Origin of the sequence: Thermonema lapsum (genome assembly GCF_011761635.1) — a bacterium.
In the GTDB taxonomy this organism is placed as follows: Bacteria; Bacteroidota; Bacteroidia; order Cytophagales; family Thermonemataceae; genus Thermonema; species Thermonema lapsum.
In genome coordinates this window covers 194,366-218,467 of the sequence record NZ_JAASRN010000001.1, presented here as the reverse complement: position 1 = coordinate 218,467, position 24,102 = coordinate 194,366, and the positions used below count along the sequence as shown (strand labels likewise).

The window sequence follows — 24,102 nt, the reverse complement described above, 5'->3', positions numbered from 1 at the left end:
ATGACAAAAATAAAATTTCAAATTCAATTGTTTCAAATTCACTATACACGAAATTCTTCAGGTAAGAAAATGCTGCGCCACAGAACAAATACAAAAAAACAAAATATTGTTATACAAGCCATAAGCAAGGCAAGGGGGGTAAAAAAGGCGTGATACCAAACAGGCGAAAAATAGGCAAAATACTGCTGAACCCAGCTTTTCTCTATGCTATATTGCACCCACCAGACCAAAGGCAGTGATAAGCCAGAAAAAGCAAAATAAATACTCATTTCCTGCCAAAGGAAATCATACACCGATGCCCCAAGCAAACGATAAATAGCCATACTACGCCGCCGCATGCCTATCCACTGACGCACAGCTATCCAAGCCGTCAGTAGAAATCCCGGCACCAGCGCTACCCACGCCAAACCCAAAAGCCGCAACAGCACGCGCTCATAATCATACTGGCGAAATACCAGCTCGCTCTGCTTCTCTACGACCACCGGCACGTTTGAAAGTTTTTGCATACATACTTTCCGGACCATGTCCAAGTCTTTTTTTTGCACTTCCCCATGCAGGCGTACCAAAATACTGCCTACCCGCCCTTCTCCTTTGAGCCATACCATAGGTGCTACGGGACGATGCAGACTCTCGAAGTGAAAGTTACGCAGCACTCCCACTACTTGTGCTGGCAAAGGCGTGCCAGTGCTGTCAGTAACAAAAGCCAGAGCCGCGCCACCAAGCTGCTTGTAAGCTTCTTCATTCAGCATCACACTTGTCCGTATGTTGTCTGTTTCTTTAAAATAGCGCCCCTGGCATAGTGTTACTCCCAGAGCTTGCGGAGCATTTTCCATGACCATCATACGCCCCCACAACAGGGGCTGCCATCCTGCATGCTTTTGCTCTTGTTTATATACAATTAGTTGGGGCAAAAGCAGGTCAGAGGGTACTTCCAGCACCCGCCCTACAGCACGCACCGGCGGCTGCTGCGCTAATATTTTCTGCAGTTCCTTTAATTGAGCAGCCTGCACCCCGTATTGAGGCAAACGTACTAATACCAAAGAAGGGGAATCGTATCCTAAGGAACGCCGCTCTACATAGTTAAGCTGCTGAATGAGCAAAGCCAGAATACCCCCTACCGCCAACAGTAGCAGGAGCTGCCCCCACAGAGGCAACCACAAAACGGCTGCCATGCGACGTAGCAAAAGCGGGCGTTGTTGCTGCCAAGACAAAAGCAGGGAATGCAAGTTTTGCCTTACTCCTATCCATAAGCTCAAAGCAGATGCCCCGACACACACCCACCCTATCCAAGGCATGGCAATCTGCCCAAAAGATGCAGTAGGCAGCATAAACCACCGCTCATAAGGCACCCATTCGTGCAGTACGCCGGTAAGTCCAAGCACGCCCCCCCAAGCTGCCAATACGTACAAAGCATAACGTCCATAAAGAAGCATAGGCATTTCGCCGGATACCCACCGCACAAACCACTCTTTGCGGCGTGCCATCCAGCGCATTCTAAGCCAAAGTGCATAGTAGAAGGCAGTAACCAAAAACAAAAACGAAGCGACTGCCAACACTGCTCGGGGTACAATCAAAGGCAGCGCATCTCCCATAGCCAGCTCCTGTTCGGGCGCTCCCCATGCTTTGAGATGCAAGCGCTCAATGGGTGTCAACTCAAACCGAAGAGCTTTATACTCCTCATAGTAGGCACGCAAAGAGTCGGTGATGCGCTCTTCCCAGTACTGTTTGGCAGCTTCAGATAACGGAACCCGCATCTTCACATATACATAGCGCCACGAGAGCTGTTGCCGGCGGGTAAGCGGCGCCTCCAGCAAAAGGGCATCTATTTGCAGATGGGTGCGATGCGGCAGCGGCAGTACGCCTTGGTAAGCATACGAAGCATCAAAAAAAAGAGCCGAAGTAGAACGTACATCAAGCGTGCCTCCCTCATCATGCAAGCCCAATGAGCGGGCGAGCGAGTCACTCAGCCATACAGCAGGCGTACCACTAAGCGAGCGCGTCTCTTCGGATAGGCTGAATACATCAAAGAAAGAAGGGTCGGAAAGAAACACATACTTGGAAAAATGATGCCTGTCTGCATAAGTCAGTATAGCGCCTTCGGTAGGCAGCAAGTAAGTACATGCTTCCAAAGAGTCATCGAAGAAAAACTGTAACCACTCGTTGCTGCCAGGCGGAGCCGCCGCCAAATAACGCCGCCCTTGGTCTGTATCGAAAGAAGCACTCAAGCGGTAAATACGGTCATAGCCCAAAAAATCATGCTCATATTGATGATGATATTGCCAGAAATATACCGCCGCCGTAAGCAACAAAAGGTGAAAAGCAAGCAAGAAGGAAGGCAACCACCAAGAAGCAGAAAACGGAAACACAAAAGACCCTATACGTATCATGCAACCAAAGCCCTTTACTAAAAATGGCACTCTACAAATTAACAACTTCCTTATATCTTTGCCTATTATAGCCTAACAGCAGCAAAAAAGAAATCTTTATGACAAGCATAGACAGAACTCAAGCCCCACCGGTTTACGAGATAGACCACATAGATATTCCTTTTCCTGAGAAAAAATACCTGTCCAATGGCATTCCTGTTTATTTGATTATTGACAAAAGCAGCGAACTTACTTATTTCCAGCTGATTGTAAAAGGCGGAAACAGCGCCGGCATGCACGCGGCACAAGCGCAACTCCACAGCCGCCTGCTGCTGGAAGGAAGCCGCGAATACAATGCCGAGCAAATCAATGAAATCATCGACTATCATGGTGCAGAAGTAGGCTACAGCAGCTATACCGCTTACAGCCTGCTGTCGGTGAGCGTACTTGAAGAATATCTTCCAGCATTGATTCCCATGCTGCGCGACGCACTGCTTTATCCCCGCTTCCCCGAAGAACGATTCGACCTCCAGAAAAAGCGCCTTAAACAAGCACTAATCAATGCCTTACAAAAAAACGACTATGTAGCGGCAAGAGCTTTCAAAAAAGCCGTATTGGGCGAAAAACACCCTTATACAGGTCTTACAGAAATAAATGAGCTAGAACAAACCGGCATCGAGCACCTGCAAGAATATCACGCGCAACAAATCCATGCCAGCAATATGACGGTAGTAGCCGCCGGTAGCAATGCCTCGTTCATCATGGAGCAGCTCGAAATGCTACTCGGTCATTTGCCTACAAAAACCCCTTTCCGTTACGAAGCCTTAGAAACGACAGAAACGCCTGTTTGTTGGCATCTGCCCGGACCTCAACAGCTGCAATCAAGCCTTTATGCAGGGCGCATCTTGCCCGAAACTAACCACCCCGACTACTACAAACTAATAGTTACCGACACCCTGCTGGGAGGATATTTCGGCTCTCGGCTCATGCAAAACCTGCGGGAAGACAAGGGATATACTTATGGCATCCACAGTTACATACAAGAACTGCCGGGCTTAAGTATCCACGTCATCACAACAGAAGTAGGCGCCACTCATACCCATGACGCCCTCAATGAAATACGCCGTGAGCTTGTACGCTTGGCAGAGACCCCGCCCCCCATAGAAGAAGTGCACACGGTGCAACTCAATCTTATCAGCCAGTTCATCAATAGCCTTTCGAACATGTTCCGGCGTGTAGATACTTTTAGCCGTCTGCTTAAACAAGGCGACACCTTCGACGCCCTGCCCCATTATATACAACACATACGGGAAGTAAGCCCCGAAGATATACAGCAAACGGCTGCCAATTATTTTCTGCCGGATATGCTTCACTGGATAAGCGTAGGACCTCATGCCCAAACACCAAAGTAGTAGGGCATTATTTTATAGAATGGCAACCCACGCAAATAATTGCTCAATATGATTTCTTTGCCAACTTTATCTATTCAGTCGCAGCAGTTTTGCTTTAAATGTCTGCTTTGGGTGCTTTTACCCAGCCTTTTGGCAGCCCAACACAGCGCTACCCCAGCTGTGCCCGCCGAGGTGCAGCTGATGGGCATGAGTATAAAGCTCGACCAAGAAGCCCAACAAAAGGTGCAACACGAAGTCAACAAACTATGGCAGAACCATAACGCTTTGATGAAACTGGCAAACAAGGCAGGCATGCACTTCCCTATCATCGAAGACATACTCTCCGAAGAGCAAGTACCCTCCGATTTAAAGTATCTGGCAGTACAAGAAAGCAGCCTCCGAGGGCACGCCGTCTCTTCGTCACAAGCCGTAGGCTATTGGCAAATGAAAGAAGCCGCAGCACGGGAAGTAGGCTTGCGCATCGATGAGCAAGTGGACGAGCGCATGCACTTGGTGCACGCCACACGAGGAGCCGCCCGTTACCTGAAAAAACACTACGCCTTGTATCGCAATTGGGCATATGCTGTCATTGCTTACTACACCGGTGCCTCTGGTGCAAAAGATTACACCGATGCCCTTTATTATGGAGCAACCAGCATGGAAATTAAAGGCAACGCCCATTGGTACCTGCTTCGCTTCATTGCGCACAAGATAGCTTTGGAAGAGGTTGTCAAAATTCAATTGCCCGACCCCATCTTGGCTGCTGTACCTTGGTCGCCTACACAAGCTGAACGGCAATGGGAGGAGATTGCTCCTTACTTTCAAACCGACCCCGCCGCCCTTGCTCAACATAACCCTTGGCTGAAACAAAATAGACTGCCTACCGACGATACCTACCTACTGATTATGCCCCTGCGCAATGAACAAATTGCACAAGTGAACATCAGCTATCCGCGCCTCGAAACGGCAGCTACGCCCACCCTCCCCACCGAAAGCCGCCTTACTTCCCGCAAGATGGTTACTATCAACGGCATGAGAGCTGTCATTGCAAACGCCCAAGACACTGCCGACTCGCTTGCCCGCTTGGGAGGCATCTCTGTTGAAGATTTTTACAAGTACAACGACCTGCCGGCAGGTGCTTCCATTCAAGCTGGGGTTCCTTACTTTTTTACCAAAAAACGAAAGAAAACAGAACAGCTGTATCACATAGTACAAAAGGGGGAAACCCTCTGGAGCATATCACAGCAGTATGGGGTGCGCTACAAAAAGCTACTGAAACGCAACCGGATGCAACAAGATGAATCTCTTCAAAAAGGGCGTGTCATCTGGCTGCGCTACAAACGCCCCCGTCATGTACCAATAGAAGTACGAGAGTAAAAAAAGCATCCGCACACTGCTTGCCAAAGAAAGATATATAATCACTGCTCTATGCAAAAGAGTTCACCCCCCTCTTTTGCTATTTCTTATTTTTTGTATTTTTGAAGCAGATAAACCAGTTAAACAACAAAAGCAATGAACAAAACGACTATCTGGATACTCACAAGCGTTTTATTTGTAGTTGCCTTCTTCCTTTCTTTTCAAATCTACAACACTGTGCGTAAACCTATAGAAGAAAAACGCAACATAGAACGCACCGAAGAAGTTATTATCAAGAAGCTAGAAGTCATACGTAAATTACAACAAGCCTACTATGCCAAATATGGCTGCTACGCTACCTCTTGGGAAAAACTGCTTAAGTTTGCATTGGAAGATTCACTCTATAACATATCCAAGCGTGAAGAAGACTTGGGCAATGACTCTGTAATTGTTACCTACGACACCTTGTCGGTGATGGCTGTGCGTGACTCTCTGCTCAAAGGGATGAGCAAGGAAGAAATCGCTCGCCTGCCCCTGCGTCCGACTATTCAAGAGGTAACAGGCTACGTTCCGGACGAAGAAACAACAGCTACCAATCAAGCAGCCAAAGCCGATAGCTTCTTTCTCTACGTAGGTCAAACCGAAAACTTCGGCAACATCATTTGCTTGATATACGTGGCAGACCCCAATCCTGAAAACCCCACACGTAAAAAAGGTACAAAACCGGTCTTGGCTTTTGGTTCACAAAGCGAGTTGACCACCAAAGGTACTTGGGAATTCTAAAACCAAAGCAATCATAACTCCCTGCCCCTTCACTTGGAAGGGGCTTACTTATTTGTTATTATGCTATTTGCTTATTATCTTTTTCCATAAAAAAGCATCCATGATTTTCGACAAACCAGCTCACAAAATACAAGATGCAGAATTAGACATCAACCGGCTGTCAGAATATACACTATCTATCATGGTGAGCCGGCGTACTATACGCTTTTGCGCTGTCGATGTCCATAAGTCGAGATGCCTGTTATTGGAAGACTACCGGGGCTCAAACATTTACACAGAGGACGAACTGCTCAAAGCGATTCAAGAACTCTACGAAAGGCACAACTTATTAAAAGCTGGCTACTGGGCGAAAGTGCAGCTGGCATTTCGTGCCACTCCTTTCACATGGGTTCCTGCCGGATTATTCGATATGTATCGCTGCGACGAATACCTTCAGCATGCTATCGATACCGAAGCTCTTCTGGAAAATGATACCACACGTTTTGCAGAATCTAACGCATTGGGGGCATTTTGTATCTTCAAAGCCTCCAGTGACGTAGCCAGCTATCTGCAAAATAACTACCTGAACCAAAGTGTAAGCATCTATCATCAAGCTCATGTATTTGCAGAAGCCATCATGCGCGATACAGCCTTAGGCAATTTGCCCGAAAACGGCTTGCATGTGTACGGTGAAACCAAGTACTTGCTCATCATAGCCGTCAAGGGAGGGCAAGTAAAGCTTATCAATCAGTTTCCGATATTTACGCCTGAGGATTTCGTGTATTTCACCCTCTTTGCCTTAGACGAACTACAAATGCCCCCCCACGGAACGCCCATCCTCCTGTATGGCGAGATAAGCCCCTCTGCCAAGTCGATAGAGATATTACGCAAATACGTCAAAGATTTGCGTTTCAGTGGGCGCCCGCCTCATCTGCTCTTCAGCTATCAATTCGAAGAAGTGCTTGACCATCGTTATTACGATTTGCTCAATATGCACCTTCTGGATTAAACAGCTGCTATACCGTAGAAGAAAAGAGATGCTCTTTCTGCTGCTTGCGGTGTAAGCGCAAGTCAAAAGCCATACATATGTTCCGAATGAAGGGCTTCCCGCTTGGCTTCACTTCTATGGTTGTCCTATGAGCATCATGTAGCTTTATTTCTACTAAGCCATCGGCAAGAAGCGGCTGCATTGCCTCCATGATGGTGTGGCTATCGGCTTCTCCCAGCGCTTCTTTGTCTATGATAGTGCGGTAGCGGCACATTAAGTCCAAAATGTTTTGCCTAATCAACAAGTCTTTTGCCGTCAGCCGATGACCACGCACTATAGGCAGGTTGCCTGCCTCCACTGCCTTTTTGTAATCTTCTACTTTCTTTTCATTTTGAGCAAAAGCCCCCCAAGCATCTCCAATAGAAGAAGCTCCCAAGCCTATCAATAAACGCGTGTCTACTGCTGTATAACCCATAAAGTTGCGATGCAGCTGCCCGCTTTCGTAGGCTTTGAATAGCGCATCGTGAGGCAGCGCAAAGTGGTCCATGCCTATGTCGTGATAGCCGGCTTCCGCTAAGCGCTGCTTTCCAAACTCATAAAATGACAATTTTTCTTCTGGCGAAGGCAGCCACTGCTCGAAGCTTCGTTGCGAGGGCATCATCCAAGGTACATGGGCATAGGCATACCAAGCGATGCGGTCGGGCTTCAGCTGTTCTACTTGTTCAATGGTGCGCGCAATCGAATGCAAAGTCTGCTTGGGCAAGCCGTAAATCAAATCGAAGTTAATGGATTCATAACCGATGCCTCGGGCTTGCTGTACTACCTTTTCCACTTGTTCATAGGACTGTATGCGGTGGATTGTCTTTTGTACTTCCGCCTCGAAGTCCTGAATGCCTAAACTCAAACGTCGAAATCCCAAAGCATACAGCTCAAGCAGATGTTCAAGCGTGGTGCTGGCAGGGTGCGCCTCAAAGCTCAATACGGCATCGGGCATCAAGCGGGTAGAAGATAAGATGCCCTCGATGAGCATGCGCAAATGAGCAGGGCTAAAGAACGTGGGCGTGCCGCCTCCCAAATGTATTTCCCTTACTTTCGGGGTTGATTGAAACAAATCTACATACAACGCCCATTCTTTGAGCAGTGCCTCTATGTAAGGGCGCTCTACCCTGTGATTTTTGGTAATGCGTTTGTTGCACCCACAGTAAGTACACAGGCTTTCGCAATAAGGCAAGTGAATATAGATGCTTATGCCCCGTTTTTCATTTTCTTCAAGGAAGCGCTGTCCTACTGCCTCTTTCCACTGCGTTTTATTCAAGTTGTTCTCCCAAAAAGGCACAGTAGGATAGCTCGTATAACGAGGTCCGGGAACAGCATATTTGCGAATCAGTGAAGAAGCTACTTGTGTCATAAGACTTACTACGCAATGACTCATTAGTAAAAGCAAAAAAAGAAATTAGCTCATAGGCATACAATGATATTGCTCATCATTCATTAGTTTTGCTGCAAAACTCATTTGCTATGATAAACATCCGGATAGGTCAAGGCTATGACGTTCACCGCCTGAAGGAAGGCTACCCTTTGATGATTGGTGGTATTGAAGTACCTCACCACGTAGGCTCTGAGGGGCACTCCGATGCCGATGTACTCATTCATGCCATTTGTGATGCACTGCTGGGCGCCGCCGCTTTGGGTGATATAGGCACGCATTTTCCTGATACTGACCCCGCTTACAAAGGTATAGACAGCAAAAAGCTATTGAAAGTTGTAGTAGAGCTTTTACAAAACGAAGGCTACGCCATTGGCAATGTGGACGCTACCGTATGCCTGCAACGCCCCAAGATAAAACCGTATATTCCTGCTATGCGCGAGTGTCTGGCACAAGTCATGGGTATAGACATATCGCAGGTGTCTGTGAAAGCAACAACTACCGAAAAACTGGGCTTCGTCGGACGCGAAGAGGGTATCAGTGCCTTGGCAGTAGCACTCATACATAAAAAACAAGCATGATTGAAGCACATGACCTGAGCATTGGTTACAATAAAAAAAATGTTCTTTTTAAAGGGCTTCGTTTTCAATTGCCCAAAGGCAAACTAATAGGACTCATCTCGCCCAATGGTGGCGGTAAATCTACACTCATCAAGACGTTGGGGGGCTTACTGCCGCCGCTTGCTGGTGAAATTAGCATACAGGGGCGCCCACTCAGCAGTATGCATGCCCGTGAACGCGCCCGCTACATCAGCATTATATTGACCCATCACCCTTCTACGCCCTACTTGCGTGTATGGGAGCTGGTGAGCTTCGGTTTGTACCCTCACTCCTCCTTCATGGATATGTGGCAGCTTTCGTCTCATCAGCGCAGCCAAATAGAGCGTGCCTTGGCTCAGTGTGGAGCGCTCTCGCTCAAAGACAAGTATTTCGAGCAGTTGAGCGACGGGCAACAACAAAAGGTGATGCTTGCCCGCACCTTAGTACAGGCTACCCCTTTCATCCTTCTAGACGAGCCCACTACCTACTTGGACTTGCCCGCTCGCCATAGCTTACTCAAGCTATTGAAAGAACTTTGCAGGCAACAGCAAAAAGGTATTTTGTTTTCTACCCATGAGCTATCTATGGCTATGCAGTTTTGTGATGTTTTGTGGCTGCTTCTGCCCGACGGACGCTTGGTCAGCGGCATAGCCGAAGAACTGGGCGCTCATGGCTATTTCGATATGCTCTTTGCAGAATCAGGGCAGCAGCTTGACCCGATTGGCATGCGCTATATTCCGCAAGCAGCATGCGGCACTTACTTTCTACACGGCAGCGAGCACCCCTACAAAGCATGGACCCGCCACCTGCTGGAGCGCTTGGGTTGGCAGGCTGCTACTTCTCCGTCAGGTGCTGACATACAAATTTACTGCTCGACCGACAGTTGCTGGCAAATAGAAACGCGCGAAAAACGTACACAGTATTACGACTGGCTTTCACTCCACGAAGCACTCAAGAACATGGGTTGCAGCACTCACTAAAAGTAAAGCCAATGCCATTGCCACCCATGCCGCTCATCCCAAGCCAGTGCCGGTGCCGGGATTTTTATCATGTTCAAAAAACGAAACGCAGTACGCAACCAAGGCTTTGAAGTAGGCACACGACTCCACTCCATGTCTATACTAAAATACAATTGGGCATATGGACGGAAGCCTGCTCGCAGGTTCTCCTCCCTGCGGGCATATACCATTTCTTCGGCACCATAGCCCGCCGCTAAGGTTATGGGCAAAGGCAAAGGGCGACGCAAAAACACAGCCTGCCAATCAAACGAAAGCCAATAGGTTTGTCCATTGTAGTCTTTCAACCATTGCTCACTTATGCTGTTGCCTAAGACCTCCGGACGCAAGGCAGCATAAGGCGAAGGGTGAAATGAATATTTTGGACGTACAACGACCTGCCCCTGTCTGCTTTGCAGCCAATAAAGGAATGCGCCGGACAAGTTAGCCCCCGCATCTGCCCACGAGAAACCGTATGCCGGTGAGAAGCCATCCAGTATTTCTATAGGCAACATGGCTGCCCAAGAAAGCAAAGCTGACCTATTACGGACTTCTTGCGGAGAATAGCACAACTGCCGCAAAGCTACTGCTGCATTTTCTGCCAAGTAAAAAGCTGTAAAGGCGTGCCCAGCTTTATCCATGCCCATCCACTGGGGAGCATCGTTGAAGAAGGAAAAGCCTACCATGCCTTGCTGCCTATACCATGCATAACCCAAAGTACTCATGCCGGCAGCATAGCCCCCGCCAGCAAGTAATAAAAAAGTCTTTCGTCTTTTTGCGCAGCTATCCGGCAGGCTTGCTGCTTTTTGTGCAAAAACAAGATGAGGTATCACTAAAAAAAGAAGCAGGCGATAAAGCATAAGCAGAAGGTGTAAAGAAAAAACTGAATCACGAAAGCCACGGCAATGCCGGTTTGAATAGTCCGCAAAATCTGAGTAATATTGCATAAATTTTGCTCGTATGCAAGTGCACAATTTAGAATCTTCCATCCCAACTTCCCGTTCGACAACTGACATGGCGCGTGCCCGCCGGGCAGTCCGTTTACGCAAAGCGTGGCGCCGTGAACGTATCTTCATCTTGGTATGCGTTCTGTTATTTGCCTTGGCTTATGTGTTGCATCCTCATCCTGTAGCCGCCGCATGGTTCGGCTTTTTTATTGCTGCCTATTCTGCTGTTGCCAATGATAGCATACAAACCATAGGAACATTCATTGCCTCTAATAAAGAACGCCCCTGGTGGATACTTTGGCTTTACATAGGGGGGATTTTTTTGATTACCATGACCATAGGCTGGCTCATTTATGATGGCGACGTGTCTTATCAACGCTTAATGTCGGTAGATAAGAAAACAGGCGAGTTGTTGTTTCCACAGCCCACAGCTTTCTCTTTCGTTCAACTGGCAGCCCCTATCTTCTTGCTTATACTCACACGCATGAAAATGCCAGTATCGACTACCTTCTTGCTGCTGAGTGCCTTTACCGCCAGCAGTTCGGGCATCAGCGAAGTGTTTATTAAGAGTGTGGGCGGTTATCTGCTGGCTTTTGGCATTGCCATTGTCGTGTGGATGGTCATCCACCGCCAAACTAAGAAGTGGTTCACAGGGCACCCACATCCAGTATGGGTGGTGGCGCAATGGCTCACCAGCGGTGCGCTTTGGGCTGTATGGCTCATGCAGGATGCCGCCAATATAGCGGTGTATTTGCCGAGACACTTAAACTTTAGCGAGTTTTTATTGTTTGCCGGAATTATCTTCGGAGGGTTAGGCTTGTTGTTCTACCTGCGCGGCGACCGCATCCAAGAGATTGTAGATGAAAAAACAGAAATAGCCGATACACGTGCTGCCACTTTGGTTGACTTGGTTTATGCCGGCATTTTGTTGTACAAACTTACGGCAAGCACCATACCCATGAGTACGACTTGGGTATTCTTGGGTCTGTTGGCAGGTCGTGAACTTGCTATCAAGATTTCGGAGAAAAAAACTCTGGCAAAGACATGGAAACTCATCGGCAAAGATTTACTTTTTGCCTTTATAGGATTGTTCGTTTCTTTGATTATTGCCATGATAGTCAATTCAAGTTTGTGGGCAGAAGTCAAAACATTTTTTTAAAAAGCAAAGCCTAAGTATATTTTAAAATTTTTCCGCGCAGCGTAGATGTTCAAAATAGAGCATCTACGTTTTTTATCGATGAAAGGGAAAACCTATGATTGATTTTCTATTAAGCGTAAGCCTTACTGCCTGCTTGTTTCTTATATTTAAAGCTTTTGAAAAGCAGAGGGTACACCTGCTGGGTGGTATTGTGGTCAATTATTGGGTGTGCACGCTCAGCGGCATTCTCTTGTTGCCAGATGTCAGCATGCCTGCATCAACAGAAGTGCTGTTGCCATGGCTTCCTTTTGCTCTTTTTTTGGGCTTTTGCTTCATCTCCACCTTTTATATGATGGCTTACAGTACCCAAAAGGTAGGGGTAAGTGCGGCTTCGGTAGCGTCCAAGCTATCATTGGTTATCCCCGTGATTTTCAGCCTACTGTTTTTGTCAATTGAACAACGCAAACAATGGGACGCATTCAACATCGCGGGCATGTTCCTAGTCTTTGTTGCGATTGTACTCAGCTCGCTGCGCCCGCGCTACACTCCCCAAAGTGTAGAGTGGCGTGGGCTGGCATTGTTGTTTGCTGTTTTCTTTATGAGTGGTACCATCGACACCACACTCAATTATGTGAATGCTCATAAATTGAACGCCCAAACACAGCCGCTTTTTACCATAGGGGTATTTGCAACCGCCGGCATCCTTGGCTTACTGGTTGTACAATACAAACAGTGGACACAAAAAGAGCGTGTCATCGGGATGCGTGAGCTCATCGGGGGCATTGTATTGGGGCTTCCCAATATTTTCTCGCTTTATTTCATGCTCCGTAGCTTGGATTTCTTCAAGCAAGACGGTGCTTTTATGTTTCCTATTTTCAATATATTGGTTATCTTGCTATCTACGGCGGGCAGCGTCCTCTTCTTTCGAGAAAGGCTATCCATTGTCAATCAATCGGGTATATTCATCTCTTTACTTGCGCTCTTTTTGCTGGCTTATCAGGAATTACTAAGTGTTTTTGCATGAAACAAACAAGAAGAATCTGTATATGGCTTGTTCTCTGGCTTCCATTCATAGGACAAACCCAATCTTTTTCTCCTTCTATTCCTTTGGAATGTTTGCTACTAGAACACTGGAACACTGACAAGGGGCTTCCCTCTTCTCATACTTCGCGTGTGGTGCAGTCAGAAGAAGGGTTCTTATGGATAAGCAGCTACGACGGTCTTTCACGCTTCGACGGGGAGCGGTTTGATGTGTTTAACAAAAAAAATATCCCTGAGCTACGCTCAAACATTGTCAATGCGATAGCTGCCGGCATGGGCTACCTATGGATTGGCACCAACGAAGATGGGCTTTATTCCTACAAAAACGGTCAATTTGTTTATCACGGACTCAGAGGCAGGCGCATCACGGCTATTCATTATCACAATCAAAAAGTTTATATAGGTACCCAAAACGGACAGCTATCTGTCTTTAACATAAAACAAGAGACCTTTTCCTTAGATACCTCTTTTGCAGACGGCAATGGAGCTATTTACGGTATATTGGTTGACAGTAACCAAAACCTATGGGTAAGCCAAAACGGGCAAGGCGTGTGGTGCAAAAGTCGCGATAGATGGCAACACTATACCGAGAAGGAAGGGCTTCCTACCAATCTCACCCTACGACTCTATGAGACCGGCGACGGACGCATTTGGTGTGGCAGTACGCAAGGCATTGCCTACTGGAATGGACAACAGTTCCAACCACTTCCGTTAGGCAGCAGTTGTATAGTGCACGCCGTCGTGGAAGACGATGCCGGCAACCTTTGGTTTGGCACCTCTGTAGGCTTGTTTCGTCAGCGTACCCACACCGGCAAAATAGAGCTCTTCTCTTTCAAAGACAAAAACCCTTTGCTTAATATTACGGACCTTTGCTACGACAGAGAAGGCAGCCTATGGATAAGCACCTATCGCGATGGGCTCTTCCGTTTGAGAGAACCCAAGTTCATTACCTACACCCAAGAAAATGGGTTCAGCCAAGAAGGGGCAGGCGCTGTATGTGCGCTTGCCGATGGCAGCATATTGGCAGGTAGCAACGACGGCAAACTGTATCTCATTAAAGACTTAAAGGTAAAGCCTTTCCCTACACGCACACCCTTGCCACACCTGCGTATTTTTCATCTTCTCCAAGACAGCCAAAAGCGCATCTTCGTAGCCACATTTTATGGCTTGCTTGTTATCCACCCGAATGGAGTCGAACAATTTCTAGACAAAAAGACCGGGCTTTCGGACAACGCCGTACGTATGTTGATGGAGGACCGTCAAGGCAACTTATGGGTAGGTACCCGCTGGGGAGGCATCACCGTCTTGGACCCCCAGCTGCGCCCCATACGGCGCATCAACCGACAAGAAGGCGCTCTCCCCTCCAACTTCATCATGAGCCTTGAACAAGCCCCCAACGGCGACATTTTTATAGGCACCAACGACTCAGGACTGGTAATCCTACACCCGGACAACAGCCTGCAAATACTCACTACTGACCAAGGACTGGGTAGTAACACGGTCTTCAGTACCTTACTGGAAGGCGACCGCCACCTGTGGGTATGCACCACCGGCGGACTCAGCTATGTGAACCTTCAAAATGCCAAGGTCAAAAATTATTCATCACGCGAGGGCTTGCCTCACGACAGTCCTTTCGACATAGCCATAGACGCCAACAAAAAAGTATGGTTATTTACAGCAAAAGGCATCGTGCAAGGTAATTACCGCAAGCTACTTGAATATATGAACACAGGCTCTGGCGCTCTCTCTTGGCAGATTTATTACAAAGACGACGGCATAAAAACAGATGAATGCACAGGAGCAGCCCATAGCCTTCGTGCGCCCGACGGCAGCCTATGGGTACCCGCTCATGAAGGTTTGATACATATTGAAGCAAGCAATATACCTACACTTAAAGTGCCGCCTTTGATGCATATCACAGAAATAGAAGTGGATGGAAAGTCGTGGCTTCCCAACGAACAACAACCCATAGAACTTGCCCCCAATCCCCAAAGAATCACTTTGTATTTCACTGCCTGTTCATTTGTAGCCCCGCAAAAAATCACTTTCAAATACCGCCTGCAAGGCTTTGATGAGGAGTGGCAGTTACAAAACCATCCACGCATGGTAAGCTATACCAATCTACCGCCGGGCAACTACCGCTTAGAGGTGTATGCTGCCAATGCCGACGGACAATGGAGCCTCCAAGCCGCTACTGTTTCGTTTCGTATCCAAGCTGCCTTCTACGAAACCATCTGGTTTTATATTGCCATCCCACTTGCCTTTGTTTTCTTCGTAGGCGGATTTTACGCCTGGCGCATTCAAAACATAGAACGGCAAAAAGAAGAACTGCAAGAGATAGTAAGGCAACGCACTGCTGCTCTCGAAGACGAACTGAACACCACCTTGTCCAGCATTCAGTATGCACGCCTGTTGCAGGAGTCGTCCTTGCCTGACGTGAACACCGTCCGCCAGCACTTCCCCGACTTATGGCGCTTCCATCAACCCAAAAATATCATCTCGGGCGACTTCTACTGGTTTTCGGACGTAGCAACGCTGCCTACGCTGGCAGTAGCCGACTGCACCGGACATGGGGTCCCCGGTGCTTTCATGAGCATCATCGGGCAGTTTCTACTCAACGAAGTGCTCAACCTTACAAAAGCACACCCCCTACCCTGTACCATGAAAGCATTGCACGACGGCTTATCATCTATCATAGAAAAAAATGGACTGCAAGACGGCATGGAAATAGGCATCTGCCAATGGGATGTTTCCCGTAAAATACTTTATTTTTCCGGCGCGCGCCATCACCTCATAGCTGTCAATAGCCGAGGCTTGCATGTATATAAAGGCGCTGCGGTGGCTATCAGCGCACTCTGGAGTCAAACCGTGGAAGAAGAAGAATTTCCGCTCTATGCCATCAACATAGACGAGCCCACTTGGTTCTATCTTTTTTCTGACGGCTATAAAGACCAGTTTGGCAGTCCTACGGGGCGAAAGCTCGGTGCAAGGTCCTTTTATGCTTTGTTGCAACGTATTGCCCGCCTCAGCCCCGAAGCCCAACAAAAGCAAATTGAAGAATTCTTTTTCAACTGGAAGCGTGAGCGCCCCCAAGTAGATGACGTATTGGTGGTAGGCTTCCGTTTAACTCCATAAAAAGGATTGGTCAAAGATTATGGTAAATACAGACACTTACCGCACCTTGGCGCGTCCGGGCGAAGGCGTCTATCGAGAAAAAGGAAGTAAGTTTTTGGGCTTTGCCTATCCGGTAAACTCCGAAGCCGAAGTAAAAGCATACATAGAAGCTATTAAAAAGCAATATCATGATGCAAGGCATCATTGCTATGCCTATGTACTGGATGCTGCTGTCGAGCCCTTCATGCGCGCCAATGATGATGGAGAGCCTGCTCACTCTGCAGGTACTCCCATACTCAATCAAATACGCTCACTGGAGTTGCTCAATGTGCTAGTAATAGTTGTCCGTTATTTTGGAGGCATCAAGCTGGGCGTGCCCGGACTCATTCATGCTTATCGAACAGCTGCCCAAGCAGCTCTTGTCGATGGCGGTATAACAGAGCGCCTGCGAGAAGTTTTCTTTACCATAGAATACGATTATCAAGAGACGTCACAGGTCATGCGGCTACTCAATCAACTACATGCCCGCCTTGTTGAACAAGACTTTCAAAGTCGCTGCAGGGCGCGTATAGCCGTACCGCTTTCCCGTCAGGTAGAAGCCAGCGCACAGCTGCAAGCTTGGCTTGTCAGTTAGAAAGCAGAAAGCGGTCTGTCAATATCATCAACTGAGCTAAGGGCAGGTATCCAAAAGAAGCAAACATCAATTGCAAGGCACTCTTGCGGTCTGTGCGGCGCCATAGTCTGAGAGCCTTGCTCCAAAACCACAAACCCAGCAAGCCAAGCATACAGGTAGTAGCCACATGAAGCAAGCCATAATACCACAATGCCCATGGTAAGAAAACAATCAAAGCAGTTACCCACATGATATAGCGCGCCGTATCGCGGGTGCATTGCCCACCGCGTGGCAGCAAACGATACCCCACCCGCTTGTAGTCCTCGTCTGCCACCCAAGCAATAGCCCAAAAATGAGGCATCTGCCAAACAAACTGCAAAATAAACAACAGCATGGCAGCCATAGTAAAGCGCCCTTCATAAGCAAGCACACCCAGCAAAGGCGGCAGTGCCCCGGGAATAGCGCCTATCCATACGGCTATTTCACCTGCCCGCTTCAAGGGAGTGTATAAAATAGCATATGCCAATAATGACAACAAAGCGACATAGGCAGTCAAGGGATTGGTAAACGACAACAAAAGCAAATACCCTAACGCCCCCACTATCAGCGCAAAACTAAGTGCCGCATCGGTCGATACTTCTCTGGCTGCCAAAGGGCGGTTCTGTGTGCGCTTCATGCGGGCGTCTATGTCTTGTTCAATCACTTGGTTGATAATCACCGACGCACCGGTAATAAAAAATCCCCCTATGCAAAGCGCAAACAAAGTATGCCATTGCCACCCTTCCCGGGCTGCGAAAAAATAGCCGAAAGCCGAAGAAAAGATAACCAAAAACGAAAGGCGAGGCTTCAATAAACGCCAATAAGGCGATAGTCTCGCCCTCCAATTTACTTTACTTTCGGTTGCCGCATTCATAGACGTAAATTTAAAATAAAGCTCAGGCAGTCTTGGATGTTTTCCATAACAAACTTACAGCTGCAAAGCCCCAAGCCCATGCTACAATCGCCACAAGCAAATGTAAAGGCTGCCAATAAAAAGGCATGGCATTCCAAGCCAAGCTCATGCCCATTCCCGCCTCCCATGCAAGCAAAGCCGGAATACCTGCCGCTGCTTTCTTTAAAAACAAGGGTGAAGGTGCCATAAAAGTCAAAGCTGCCACTACACAAGCCGTCAGCACTACCCCTATCGACAGCAAACGATGCAGCGGGAGTACTTCCTGCAAGCCCTCCACCCAATAGGCACGAGCAGAAGCACCCATTTGCTGTGCTACCACATCCACAACTTCACGCACACCAGTTCCTTCTATTATTTGCCAAGTAAGTAAGAGCAAGAAGAAAGCATAAGCAGCTGAGAGCCCCCATGACCTACCGGCTGTCATCTTCTGCTCGGATGCCTCTATGCCTATGAACGTCTTCACGTCTGCCCACACCCAGAGCATCCAAGCTATCAAAGCCATAGCAAGCAACATATGAAACGTAATCATTCCCGGTAATAAGTTGGTAGAGACCACAATAGAGCCTATCCATGCCTGAAAAAGCAGCAGCACCAGTGCTCCCACACATTGCCAAAACCAGCGCTTGCGTACTTTTCGCAGACGAAACGCCCACACGGTGGTCAGCAACATCACCAAGCCCGACAGTGCCCCCACCAAACGGTTAATGTATTCAGTCCATGTTTTGGCGGCATTAAAAGGCTGCTCCACATAAACCGAAGGGTCATGCAAGATGCGAGCTGCTAACTCTTCTTTACCCAGCCAATGCAAATAACGGGCAAAACGTTCGTTTTTCTCTTTGCGCTTGGCAGCATACAACTCACGATAATTCTGCGGCAGCTCATCAGCAGAAGTAGGCGGTACATATTGCCCGAAGCACTTAGGCCAATCGGGGCACCCCATACCGGCACCCACACTACGCACAACACCCCCTGCCAATACCACCAAAAAGAAGGCTATCACACATGCCATGACAGCCACGGCAAAAGCCCGTAGGTGAGAAATCTGTATATCACTCATGCGCAATCAATATACGATGGTTTTACAATTATGCTGAAAATGTACCAATGATAGAAGCGAAAAGGGCTACCAAAGGCAGCCCTTTTGCATTATGTCAACACACGAATTATGCCTTTGCTTTCTCCAAAGTAGTATCCTCCGGAATCATGAAATCCTTCTCAAATGCCACTTGTTCGTTTTCATGAGGCAAGTTGGAGTTCGGAGTGAAGGCATAAGGCACAGTCTGAGGGATGAAATCGCCAAAGCCGTCTTTTTCAGCATTTGGTTTGCTGTAATCATAGGGCCAGCGATACACATAAGGAATTTGACCGGGCCAGTTGCCATGACCGGGCTCAATCGGGGTAGTCCACTCCAAAGTATTAGAGCCCCACGGATTGGCAGGTGCTCTTCTGCCTCTGAACATAGAATAGAAGAAGTTGAAAGCGAAAATCAGCTGTGCCGAGAAAGTGATGATGGCAGCTACGCTGATGAAACTGTTCAAGTCAGCAAAGATGTTGAAAGCGTCGAAAGAAGTAAAGGTATAATAACGACGCGGGAAGCCGGCAATCCCTAAATAGTGCATGGGGAAGAAGACCAAATACACCCCAATAAAGGTCATCCAGAAGTGAATGTAGCCCAAGCGCTCATCCATCATACGCCCAAACATCTTGGGGAACCAGTGATAAACCCCTGCCATCATGCCAAAGAAAGAAGCACTACCCATTACTAAGTGGAAGTGAGCCACCACAAAGTAGGTATCGTGCAGCTGAATATCCAGCGCATTGTTACCCAACACAATGCCTGTTACCCCACCAGAGATAAACAAAGAAACCAAACCGATGGAGAAGAGCATTGCCGGTGTAAAACGGATGCTACCCCGCCACAAAGTAGTAATATAGTTAAACGCCTTTACAGCTGAAGGAATGGCAATAATTAAGGTAAGGAACATAAAGATAGTTCCCAAGAAGGGATTCATACCCGATACGAACATGTGGTGTGCCCACACAACAAACGACAAAACAGCAATGCCCAACATAGACCCAATCATGGCACGATAGCCAAAGATGGGCTTGCGTGAGTTGGTAGCCACAATTTCGGAAGTAATACCTAAAGCAGGCAGCAATACAATGTACACCTCGGGGTGCCCTAAGAACCAGAACAAGTGCTGATACAAGATGGCACTACCACCGGTATGGTGCAAAGCTTCACCGTTGATGAATATATCAGACAGATAAAAGCTGGTACCAAAGCTGCGGTCGAAAATCAACAACAAAGCTGCCGACAACAACACAGGGAACGACAGCAGACCAATAATAGCTGTAATGAAGAAAGCCCAAATAGTCAACGGTAAACGCGAGAAGGACATTCCCTTCGTACGCATGTTAATAACGGTAGCGATGTAGTTGATACCCCCCAAGAGTGTAGAAACAATAAAGAGTGCCATGGCAATCAGCCAGTAAGTCATGCCATCACCCGAGCCAGGCGATGCCTGCTTCAAAGCACTCAAAGGCGGATATACAACCCATCCTCCTTCGGCAGGTCCTGTTTCCAAAAATAGTGATTTGAACATGATCACACTGGCAAGGAAAAAGAACCAGTATGAGAGCATATTTATAAAGCCCGAAGCCATGTCGCGGGCTCCAATTTGCAAGGGAATCAAGAAGTTACTGAAAGTACCACTCAAGCCGGCAGTCAACACAAAGAATACCATGATGGTACCATGCATAGTTACCAGCTGAAGGTAAAAGTCGGGGTCCAATTGACCGGTACCGTCTTTTTGAATCACAATCCACTTGCCCAGTAGGGGTTGCAAGAAAGACAGGTCCATGCCCGGGAAGCCCAACTGCAAGCGGAACAGAATTGAGAGCAAGCCGCCAATGAATGCCCAAATCAAACCGGTTACCAAGAACTGCTTGGCAATCATCTTGTGGTCCTGCGAGAAGATATACTTCGTCAGGAACGTTTCTTTGTGATGCTCATGCTCGTGGGCATGCACATCGTGTACGTGTGCCGTAGCCATATCTATACCTTTTATTAGTTAGTTTTCAACATAACATTTATTTCAAAGAAGCAGTTTGCTTATGCAGGTTTTCTAATTTCTGCATAACCACTGCATCTTCCACATCGTTTACAGAGTGGTATTTACCCTCTTTCACCAGTGCTTGACGAACACGTGCTTTTTGCACATAATCTTCACCTACCAATTGAGTCCAAGGCTGTTGTTTTGCCATCCATTCTTTAAACTCTTCTTCGGTTTCTACCACAACTACCAGGCGCATGCCAAAGTGTCCACGTCCGCACACTTCGGTACAGGCTATTTCATAGTTAAAGCTTTCATAGCGCGGCTTGCCTGTTTTGGGGTCTATACGCTGCCAGTTGGGTAGTTGGCTCAACTCTTGACGCATCTCGGCTGTGGTCTTGGTAGGTGTAAACCAGAACTGCGTAGGCATGCCGGGTACTGCATCCATTTTCAAGCGGAAATGGGGTGCAAAGACACTATGAAGCACGTCACGAGCACGTATTTTGAACAGTACGGGCTTGCCTTTTACCAAGTGAATTTCTGGTGGTAAGATGTCATCTTCGGTTCTCTTGTCGGTGAGGTCTATGCCCATTTCGTTGGTAGCATCCATAAAACGGAAGCTATAATCCCCCAGCTCCCCGTCTTTACCGGGATAGCGCACCTTCCATGCAAATTGGTGTCCCATGATTTCCACCACTTGGGCTTCTTTGGGCGGCTCGCTCATCACCTTCGACCATACCAGCCAGCCATTCAACACCAGCAACAACATGATGATAGCGGGTACTGCAGTCCAGATAGCCTCTAAGGTGTTGTTGTGAGGGTAGAAATGAGCTTTTTGTCCCCGTTTGTAACGATACAAGTAAGAGAAAGCAAACAAACCAGCGTTGGTTACCACAAACATGGCAATGATGATAGCCATGGTAACCCAGAACAAACGGTCGGTAGCTTCTCCATGCTCAGAAGCCAAAGGAAGGTACATGTCATCGGCCGAGTTGGTGTACCATATCACTGCGGCGGCGCCAATCAAAGGAAGCAACACAAAAAGCGTAGCATGCAAGTTATTGGTCGATACATCTACGGGGTCTTTGCGGTCCTTATTTTTGGCGATAGCCACCAGTCGTGCCACGCGAAATACGGTAAACGCGATGGCTACAACCAGTACCGCTGCTAATATCAAGATAAGCTTCAACATAATTTTTGCCTTTTGGTTAGCTTATAGCTTAAGAATGTGTTTTTTAAAATTGTTTGCAAGCCCAATAAGGTAAACATGAAAGAACGTTTATTTGTTCAATCATGCTTACCTTTTTAGCATGCTTCCTATATAGAATGATGCAATGATTCTTCCAACATCGGGTGGTTCTTAGCTATCAAGGGCGCCTTGGAAAGGGTACGGTAGAACAACCACACAAACAAGCTGGCAAATAAAATGATAGCCCCAATTTCCATCAAGCCAAAGCCACCATACTGCTTGGCAGTCCCTGGCATTACCATTAGGTAGAAATCCAAGTAATGCCCAACCAAGATAGCAAAAGCCGTAATCTTCAAGAAGATAGGATGACGTTTTGAATCACGCGGCATCAAGAACAGGAAGGGGAAGGCAAAGTTGATAAGTGCCAAGATAATCATCACTGGCGAATAAACGCCCCCCAAACCATGCAGACGCTCCTTAAAGTAGAATGTTTCCTCAGGTATGTTGGCATAGTAAATCAGCAAGAACTGGCAAAACCAAACATAGGTCCAGAAGATGCTAAAAGCAAACATGAATTTACCCAAGTCGTGCAGGTGGTTTTCGTTGACGGCTTTCAAGTATCCCTGCTCTTTCAAATAAACCACCGCTAAGGTGATAGTAGCTAAAGCTGATACAAACCAGCTGGCAAATACATACCATCCAAACATGGTACTAAACCAGTGGGTATCGATACTCAACAACCAGTCCCATGCAGAAGTAGAAGAAGTAACAGCAAAGATGACAATGAAGACAATAGACCACACCACCTGCTTATCGTAGTAACGAAAGTCGAGACGGTTCTGCAATTGGTCTTCTGCCAAGGAAGCCTTACGAATCACGGTGTAAACCAAAAACCAGAGGGCGAAGTAAAGCACCAAACGCAGCAACCAAAAGAAGGGGAAGCCTCCTTCAGGCGACAGAGGCCAATAGAAGAAAGGAGCCTTGCCGTTGATAATGGCATCGAACTCAGGACCTCCTTTTTCGTAAAGTCCTGTGTGCGTCCAGTGGAACAAATCGTGGTGCCCCAAGAAATAGACCACCAACATAATGACACCCCCTACCGGCAAAAAGCCTCCAAAAGCTTCAGGCACTCGCTTGATAATAGCAGACCAGCCGGCTTTTGCCGCATACTGGGTAGCCAAAAAGAAAACACCTGCTACAGCAATACCTACAAAGAAGACGCTGTTGAGCCACAAGTTTGCCCACACACGCGCCATGGGGTTAAAGTGTTCGCCCCCACCCCCGCCGTGTGCTGCGGCATGCCCCGCACCGTGTGCAGCTTCACTGCCAAAGCCGGTCACAAACCAGAAAGCGCCGGCAATGAAGAGAATCAATCCTACTGCCAGCCACAGCCATATTTTTCTCTGCATAGTGGCAGTAAGTGTATATTTTTCGTTTACGTCAATGGTTACAGTGTGTTCTGCTGCCATAATTTCTTTTTGTTTAAAATTTAGTTAGCCATTGCTACATCCGAAGACTGCCCGTTAGCAGATTCTTCTTGCCCAGGCACTATACCGCTTTCAGGCAAATCGCCGGAAAGTACATGCACATAGTGCACGATTTTCCAACGCTCCAGCGGGTCGAGCTGAGAAGCATGGGGCCACATGCGCCCTTTTCCATGAGTAATCACATGGAAGATATGCCCGTCGTTAAATTTGTTAGCGGCTATGTTGGCAACCCCTTTGTACTTCTCCCCTACCAAGCCATCACCCTGCCCTTTGGCACCATGACACGGCTGACAAAAACGCTCATACAATACCTTGCCTTCGGCAATTACTTGCTTGGTAGCAGGCAAAGGATTCTTCAGTGTCTTTTCAGCCACTTCTATGCTGTCGGGATGGGTGCGATACACCATCAAACCCAAGTCATATTCATTGCCGTATTCGTCTACGTATTTTGTAGAATAATTACGGCGTGAGATGGTGCCGGGTACCGGCGGCAACACATTGGCACCATCAGGAGTCACCTTATTTTCTTCTACTTGTGTTAATGGCTCGTAGGGAACTGACACATACATATTGGGAGCATATTCGGTACCGGGGTCGTTGTAATCACGCTGGCAAGAAGTCAGCACAAACAGCCCGGCTACCACAGCCATAGTATATTGTTTGAAGCGCATCATGCTTTTGT

At 47.6% G+C, this 24,102-nt stretch carries 19 protein-coding genes; 10 read left to right on the top strand and 9 right to left on the bottom strand.

The annotated features are described in order from the left end of the window. Window positions 1-41: 41 nt before the first annotated feature. The gene (locus FHS56_RS00870; protein ID WP_166918004.1) at window positions 42-2,387 is read right to left on the bottom strand and encodes an ADOP family protein; all 2,346 of its coding nucleotides are present in this window, start codon (window positions 2,385-2,387) and stop codon (window positions 42-44) included. Between the two features lie 98 nt (window positions 2,388-2,485). On the opposite strand from FHS56_RS00870, the gene FHS56_RS00865 reads away from it, so the two are divergent. From FHS56_RS00865 to FHS56_RS00850, 4 genes are all read left to right on the top strand, one after another. Further along, window positions 2,486-3,778: a M16 family metallopeptidase gene (locus tag FHS56_RS00865; RefSeq protein WP_166918003.1), complete on the top strand. Its 1,293-nt coding sequence runs from the start codon at window positions 2,486-2,488 to the stop codon at window positions 3,776-3,778. A gap of 48 nt (window positions 3,779-3,826) precedes the next feature. Further along, window positions 3,827-5,134, top strand: coding sequence for a LysM peptidoglycan-binding domain-containing protein (locus FHS56_RS00860; RefSeq protein WP_166918002.1), 1,308 nt, complete (start codon window positions 3,827-3,829; stop codon window positions 5,132-5,134). 135 nt (window positions 5,135-5,269) lie between these two features. Further along, window positions 5,270-5,896 (top strand): hypothetical protein, encoded by a 627-nt coding sequence (locus FHS56_RS00855; protein ID WP_166918001.1) that lies wholly within the window; start codon window positions 5,270-5,272, stop codon window positions 5,894-5,896. A gap of 100 nt (window positions 5,897-5,996) precedes the next feature. Next, on the top strand, window positions 5,997-6,884 hold the full coding sequence (locus FHS56_RS00850) for a DUF3822 family protein (RefSeq protein WP_166918000.1): 888 nt from the start codon (window positions 5,997-5,999) through the stop codon (window positions 6,882-6,884). A 7-nt stretch (window positions 6,885-6,891) separates the two neighbouring features. Here FHS56_RS00850 and hemN read toward each other — a convergent pair whose 3' ends face one another. Continuing rightward, window positions 6,892-8,271 carry an oxygen-independent coproporphyrinogen III oxidase gene (hemN, locus tag FHS56_RS00845; RefSeq protein WP_166917999.1) on the bottom strand — a complete coding sequence of 460 codons (1,380 nt, stop codon included), beginning with the start codon at window positions 8,269-8,271 and terminating at the stop codon, window positions 6,892-6,894. Between the two features lie 110 nt (window positions 8,272-8,381). On the opposite strand from hemN, the gene ispF reads away from it, so the two are divergent. Together ispF and FHS56_RS00835 are read left to right on the top strand one after the other, a co-directional pair. Further along, the gene (gene ispF / locus FHS56_RS00840) at window positions 8,382-8,870 is read left to right on the top strand and encodes a 2-C-methyl-D-erythritol 2,4-cyclodiphosphate synthase (RefSeq protein ID WP_166917998.1); all 489 of its coding nucleotides are present in this window, start codon (window positions 8,382-8,384) and stop codon (window positions 8,868-8,870) included. After that, entirely contained in the window at window positions 8,867-9,868 is a 1,002-nt protein-coding gene (locus FHS56_RS00835) for an ABC transporter ATP-binding protein (RefSeq protein WP_166917997.1), read from the top strand. Before ispF ends, FHS56_RS00835 begins: the two co-directional genes overlap by 4 nt. Here the strand turns inward: FHS56_RS00835 and FHS56_RS00830 are convergent. After that, window positions 9,865-10,743 carry a DUF2279 domain-containing protein gene (locus FHS56_RS00830; protein WP_166917996.1) on the bottom strand — a complete coding sequence of 293 codons (879 nt, stop codon included), beginning with the start codon at window positions 10,741-10,743 and terminating at the stop codon, window positions 9,865-9,867. The two genes, FHS56_RS00835 and FHS56_RS00830, sit on opposite strands and share 4 nt — an antisense overlap. 100 nt (window positions 10,744-10,843) lie before the next feature. Here FHS56_RS00830 and FHS56_RS00825 point away from each other — a divergent pair, with 100 nt between their 5' ends. From FHS56_RS00825 to FHS56_RS00810, 4 genes are all read left to right on the top strand, one after another. Continuing rightward, window positions 10,844-11,989, top strand: coding sequence for a hypothetical protein (locus tag FHS56_RS00825; protein ID WP_166917995.1), 1,146 nt, complete (start codon window positions 10,844-10,846; stop codon window positions 11,987-11,989). A gap of 94 nt (window positions 11,990-12,083) precedes the next feature. Next, complete coding sequence (locus tag FHS56_RS00820; RefSeq protein WP_166917994.1) at window positions 12,084-12,992, top strand: hypothetical protein; 909 nt, start codon at window positions 12,084-12,086, stop codon at window positions 12,990-12,992. Next, complete coding sequence (locus FHS56_RS00815) at window positions 12,989-16,144, top strand: two-component regulator propeller domain-containing protein (protein WP_166917993.1); 3,156 nt, start codon at window positions 12,989-12,991, stop codon at window positions 16,142-16,144. The genes FHS56_RS00820 and FHS56_RS00815 overlap by 4 nt, the downstream gene beginning before the upstream one ends. A gap of 19 nt (window positions 16,145-16,163) precedes the next feature. Further along, the gene (locus tag FHS56_RS00810; protein WP_166917992.1) at window positions 16,164-16,757 is read left to right on the top strand and encodes an IMPACT family protein; all 594 of its coding nucleotides are present in this window, start codon (window positions 16,164-16,166) and stop codon (window positions 16,755-16,757) included. On the opposite strand, the gene cyoE is transcribed toward FHS56_RS00810, so the two are convergent. The 6 genes from cyoE to FHS56_RS00780 form a co-directional block, all read right to left on the bottom strand. Beyond that, a complete protein-coding gene (gene cyoE, locus FHS56_RS00805) occupies window positions 16,750-17,649 on the bottom strand; it encodes a heme o synthase (RefSeq protein WP_166917991.1) in 900 nt (299 codons plus the stop codon). The genes FHS56_RS00810 and cyoE overlap by 8 nt on opposite strands. A 22-nt stretch (window positions 17,650-17,671) precedes the next feature. After that, window positions 17,672-18,745 (bottom strand): COX15/CtaA family protein, encoded by a 1,074-nt coding sequence (locus FHS56_RS00800; RefSeq protein ID WP_166917990.1) that lies wholly within the window; start codon window positions 18,743-18,745, stop codon window positions 17,672-17,674. Between the two features lie 106 nt (window positions 18,746-18,851). Next, entirely contained in the window at window positions 18,852-20,744 is a 1,893-nt protein-coding gene (locus FHS56_RS00795) for a cytochrome c oxidase subunit I (protein ID WP_166917989.1), read from the bottom strand. A gap of 37 nt (window positions 20,745-20,781) precedes the next feature. Then, window positions 20,782-21,936: a cytochrome c oxidase subunit II gene (locus FHS56_RS00790; protein ID WP_166917988.1), complete on the bottom strand. Its 1,155-nt coding sequence runs from the start codon at window positions 21,934-21,936 to the stop codon at window positions 20,782-20,784. Window positions 21,937-22,061: 125 nt separating this feature from the next. Continuing rightward, window positions 22,062-23,402 (bottom strand): quinol:cytochrome C oxidoreductase, encoded by a 1,341-nt coding sequence (locus FHS56_RS00785; protein WP_166917987.1) that lies wholly within the window; start codon window positions 23,400-23,402, stop codon window positions 22,062-22,064. 20 nt (window positions 23,403-23,422) lie between these two features. Beyond that, window positions 23,423-24,094 (bottom strand): c-type cytochrome, encoded by a 672-nt coding sequence (locus FHS56_RS00780; RefSeq protein ID WP_317165648.1) that lies wholly within the window; start codon window positions 24,092-24,094, stop codon window positions 23,423-23,425. Window positions 24,095-24,102 lie beyond the last annotated feature (8 nt).

Coding starts and splice junctions, on each gene's coding strand:
- FHS56_RS00870 (WP_166918004.1), bottom strand. CDS start 2,387: ATGATACGTATAGGGTCTTTTGTGTTTCCGTTTTCTGCTTCTTGGTGG.
- FHS56_RS00865 (WP_166918003.1), top strand. CDS start 2,486: ATGACAAGCATAGACAGAACTCAAGCCCCACCGGTTTACGAGATAGAC.
- FHS56_RS00860 (WP_166918002.1), top strand. CDS start 3,827: ATGATTTCTTTGCCAACTTTATCTATTCAGTCGCAGCAGTTTTGCTTT.
- FHS56_RS00855 (WP_166918001.1), top strand. CDS start 5,270: ATGAACAAAACGACTATCTGGATACTCACAAGCGTTTTATTTGTAGTT.
- FHS56_RS00850 (WP_166918000.1), top strand. CDS start 5,997: ATGATTTTCGACAAACCAGCTCACAAAATACAAGATGCAGAATTAGAC.
- hemN (WP_166917999.1), bottom strand. CDS start 8,271: ATGACACAAGTAGCTTCTTCACTGATTCGCAAATATGCTGTTCCCGGA.
- ispF (WP_166917998.1), top strand. CDS start 8,382: ATGATAAACATCCGGATAGGTCAAGGCTATGACGTTCACCGCCTGAAG.
- FHS56_RS00835 (WP_166917997.1), top strand. CDS start 8,867: ATGATTGAAGCACATGACCTGAGCATTGGTTACAATAAAAAAAATGTT.
- FHS56_RS00830 (WP_166917996.1), bottom strand. CDS start 10,743: ATGCTTTATCGCCTGCTTCTTTTTTTAGTGATACCTCATCTTGTTTTT.
- FHS56_RS00825 (WP_166917995.1), top strand. CDS start 10,844: ATGCAAGTGCACAATTTAGAATCTTCCATCCCAACTTCCCGTTCGACA.
- FHS56_RS00820 (WP_166917994.1), top strand. CDS start 12,084: ATGATTGATTTTCTATTAAGCGTAAGCCTTACTGCCTGCTTGTTTCTT.
- FHS56_RS00815 (WP_166917993.1), top strand. CDS start 12,989: ATGAAACAAACAAGAAGAATCTGTATATGGCTTGTTCTCTGGCTTCCA.
- FHS56_RS00810 (WP_166917992.1), top strand. CDS start 16,164: ATGGTAAATACAGACACTTACCGCACCTTGGCGCGTCCGGGCGAAGGC.
- cyoE (WP_166917991.1), bottom strand. CDS start 17,649: ATGAATGCGGCAACCGAAAGTAAAGTAAATTGGAGGGCGAGACTATCG.
- FHS56_RS00800 (WP_166917990.1), bottom strand. CDS start 18,745: ATGAGTGATATACAGATTTCTCACCTACGGGCTTTTGCCGTGGCTGTC.
- FHS56_RS00795 (WP_166917989.1), bottom strand. CDS start 20,744: ATGGCTACGGCACACGTACACGATGTGCATGCCCACGAGCATGAGCAT.
- FHS56_RS00790 (WP_166917988.1), bottom strand. CDS start 21,936: ATGTTGAAGCTTATCTTGATATTAGCAGCGGTACTGGTTGTAGCCATC.
- FHS56_RS00785 (WP_166917987.1), bottom strand. CDS start 23,402: ATGGCAGCAGAACACACTGTAACCATTGACGTAAACGAAAAATATACA.
- FHS56_RS00780 (WP_317165648.1), bottom strand. CDS start 24,094: ATGATGCGCTTCAAACAATATACTATGGCTGTGGTAGCCGGGCTGTTT.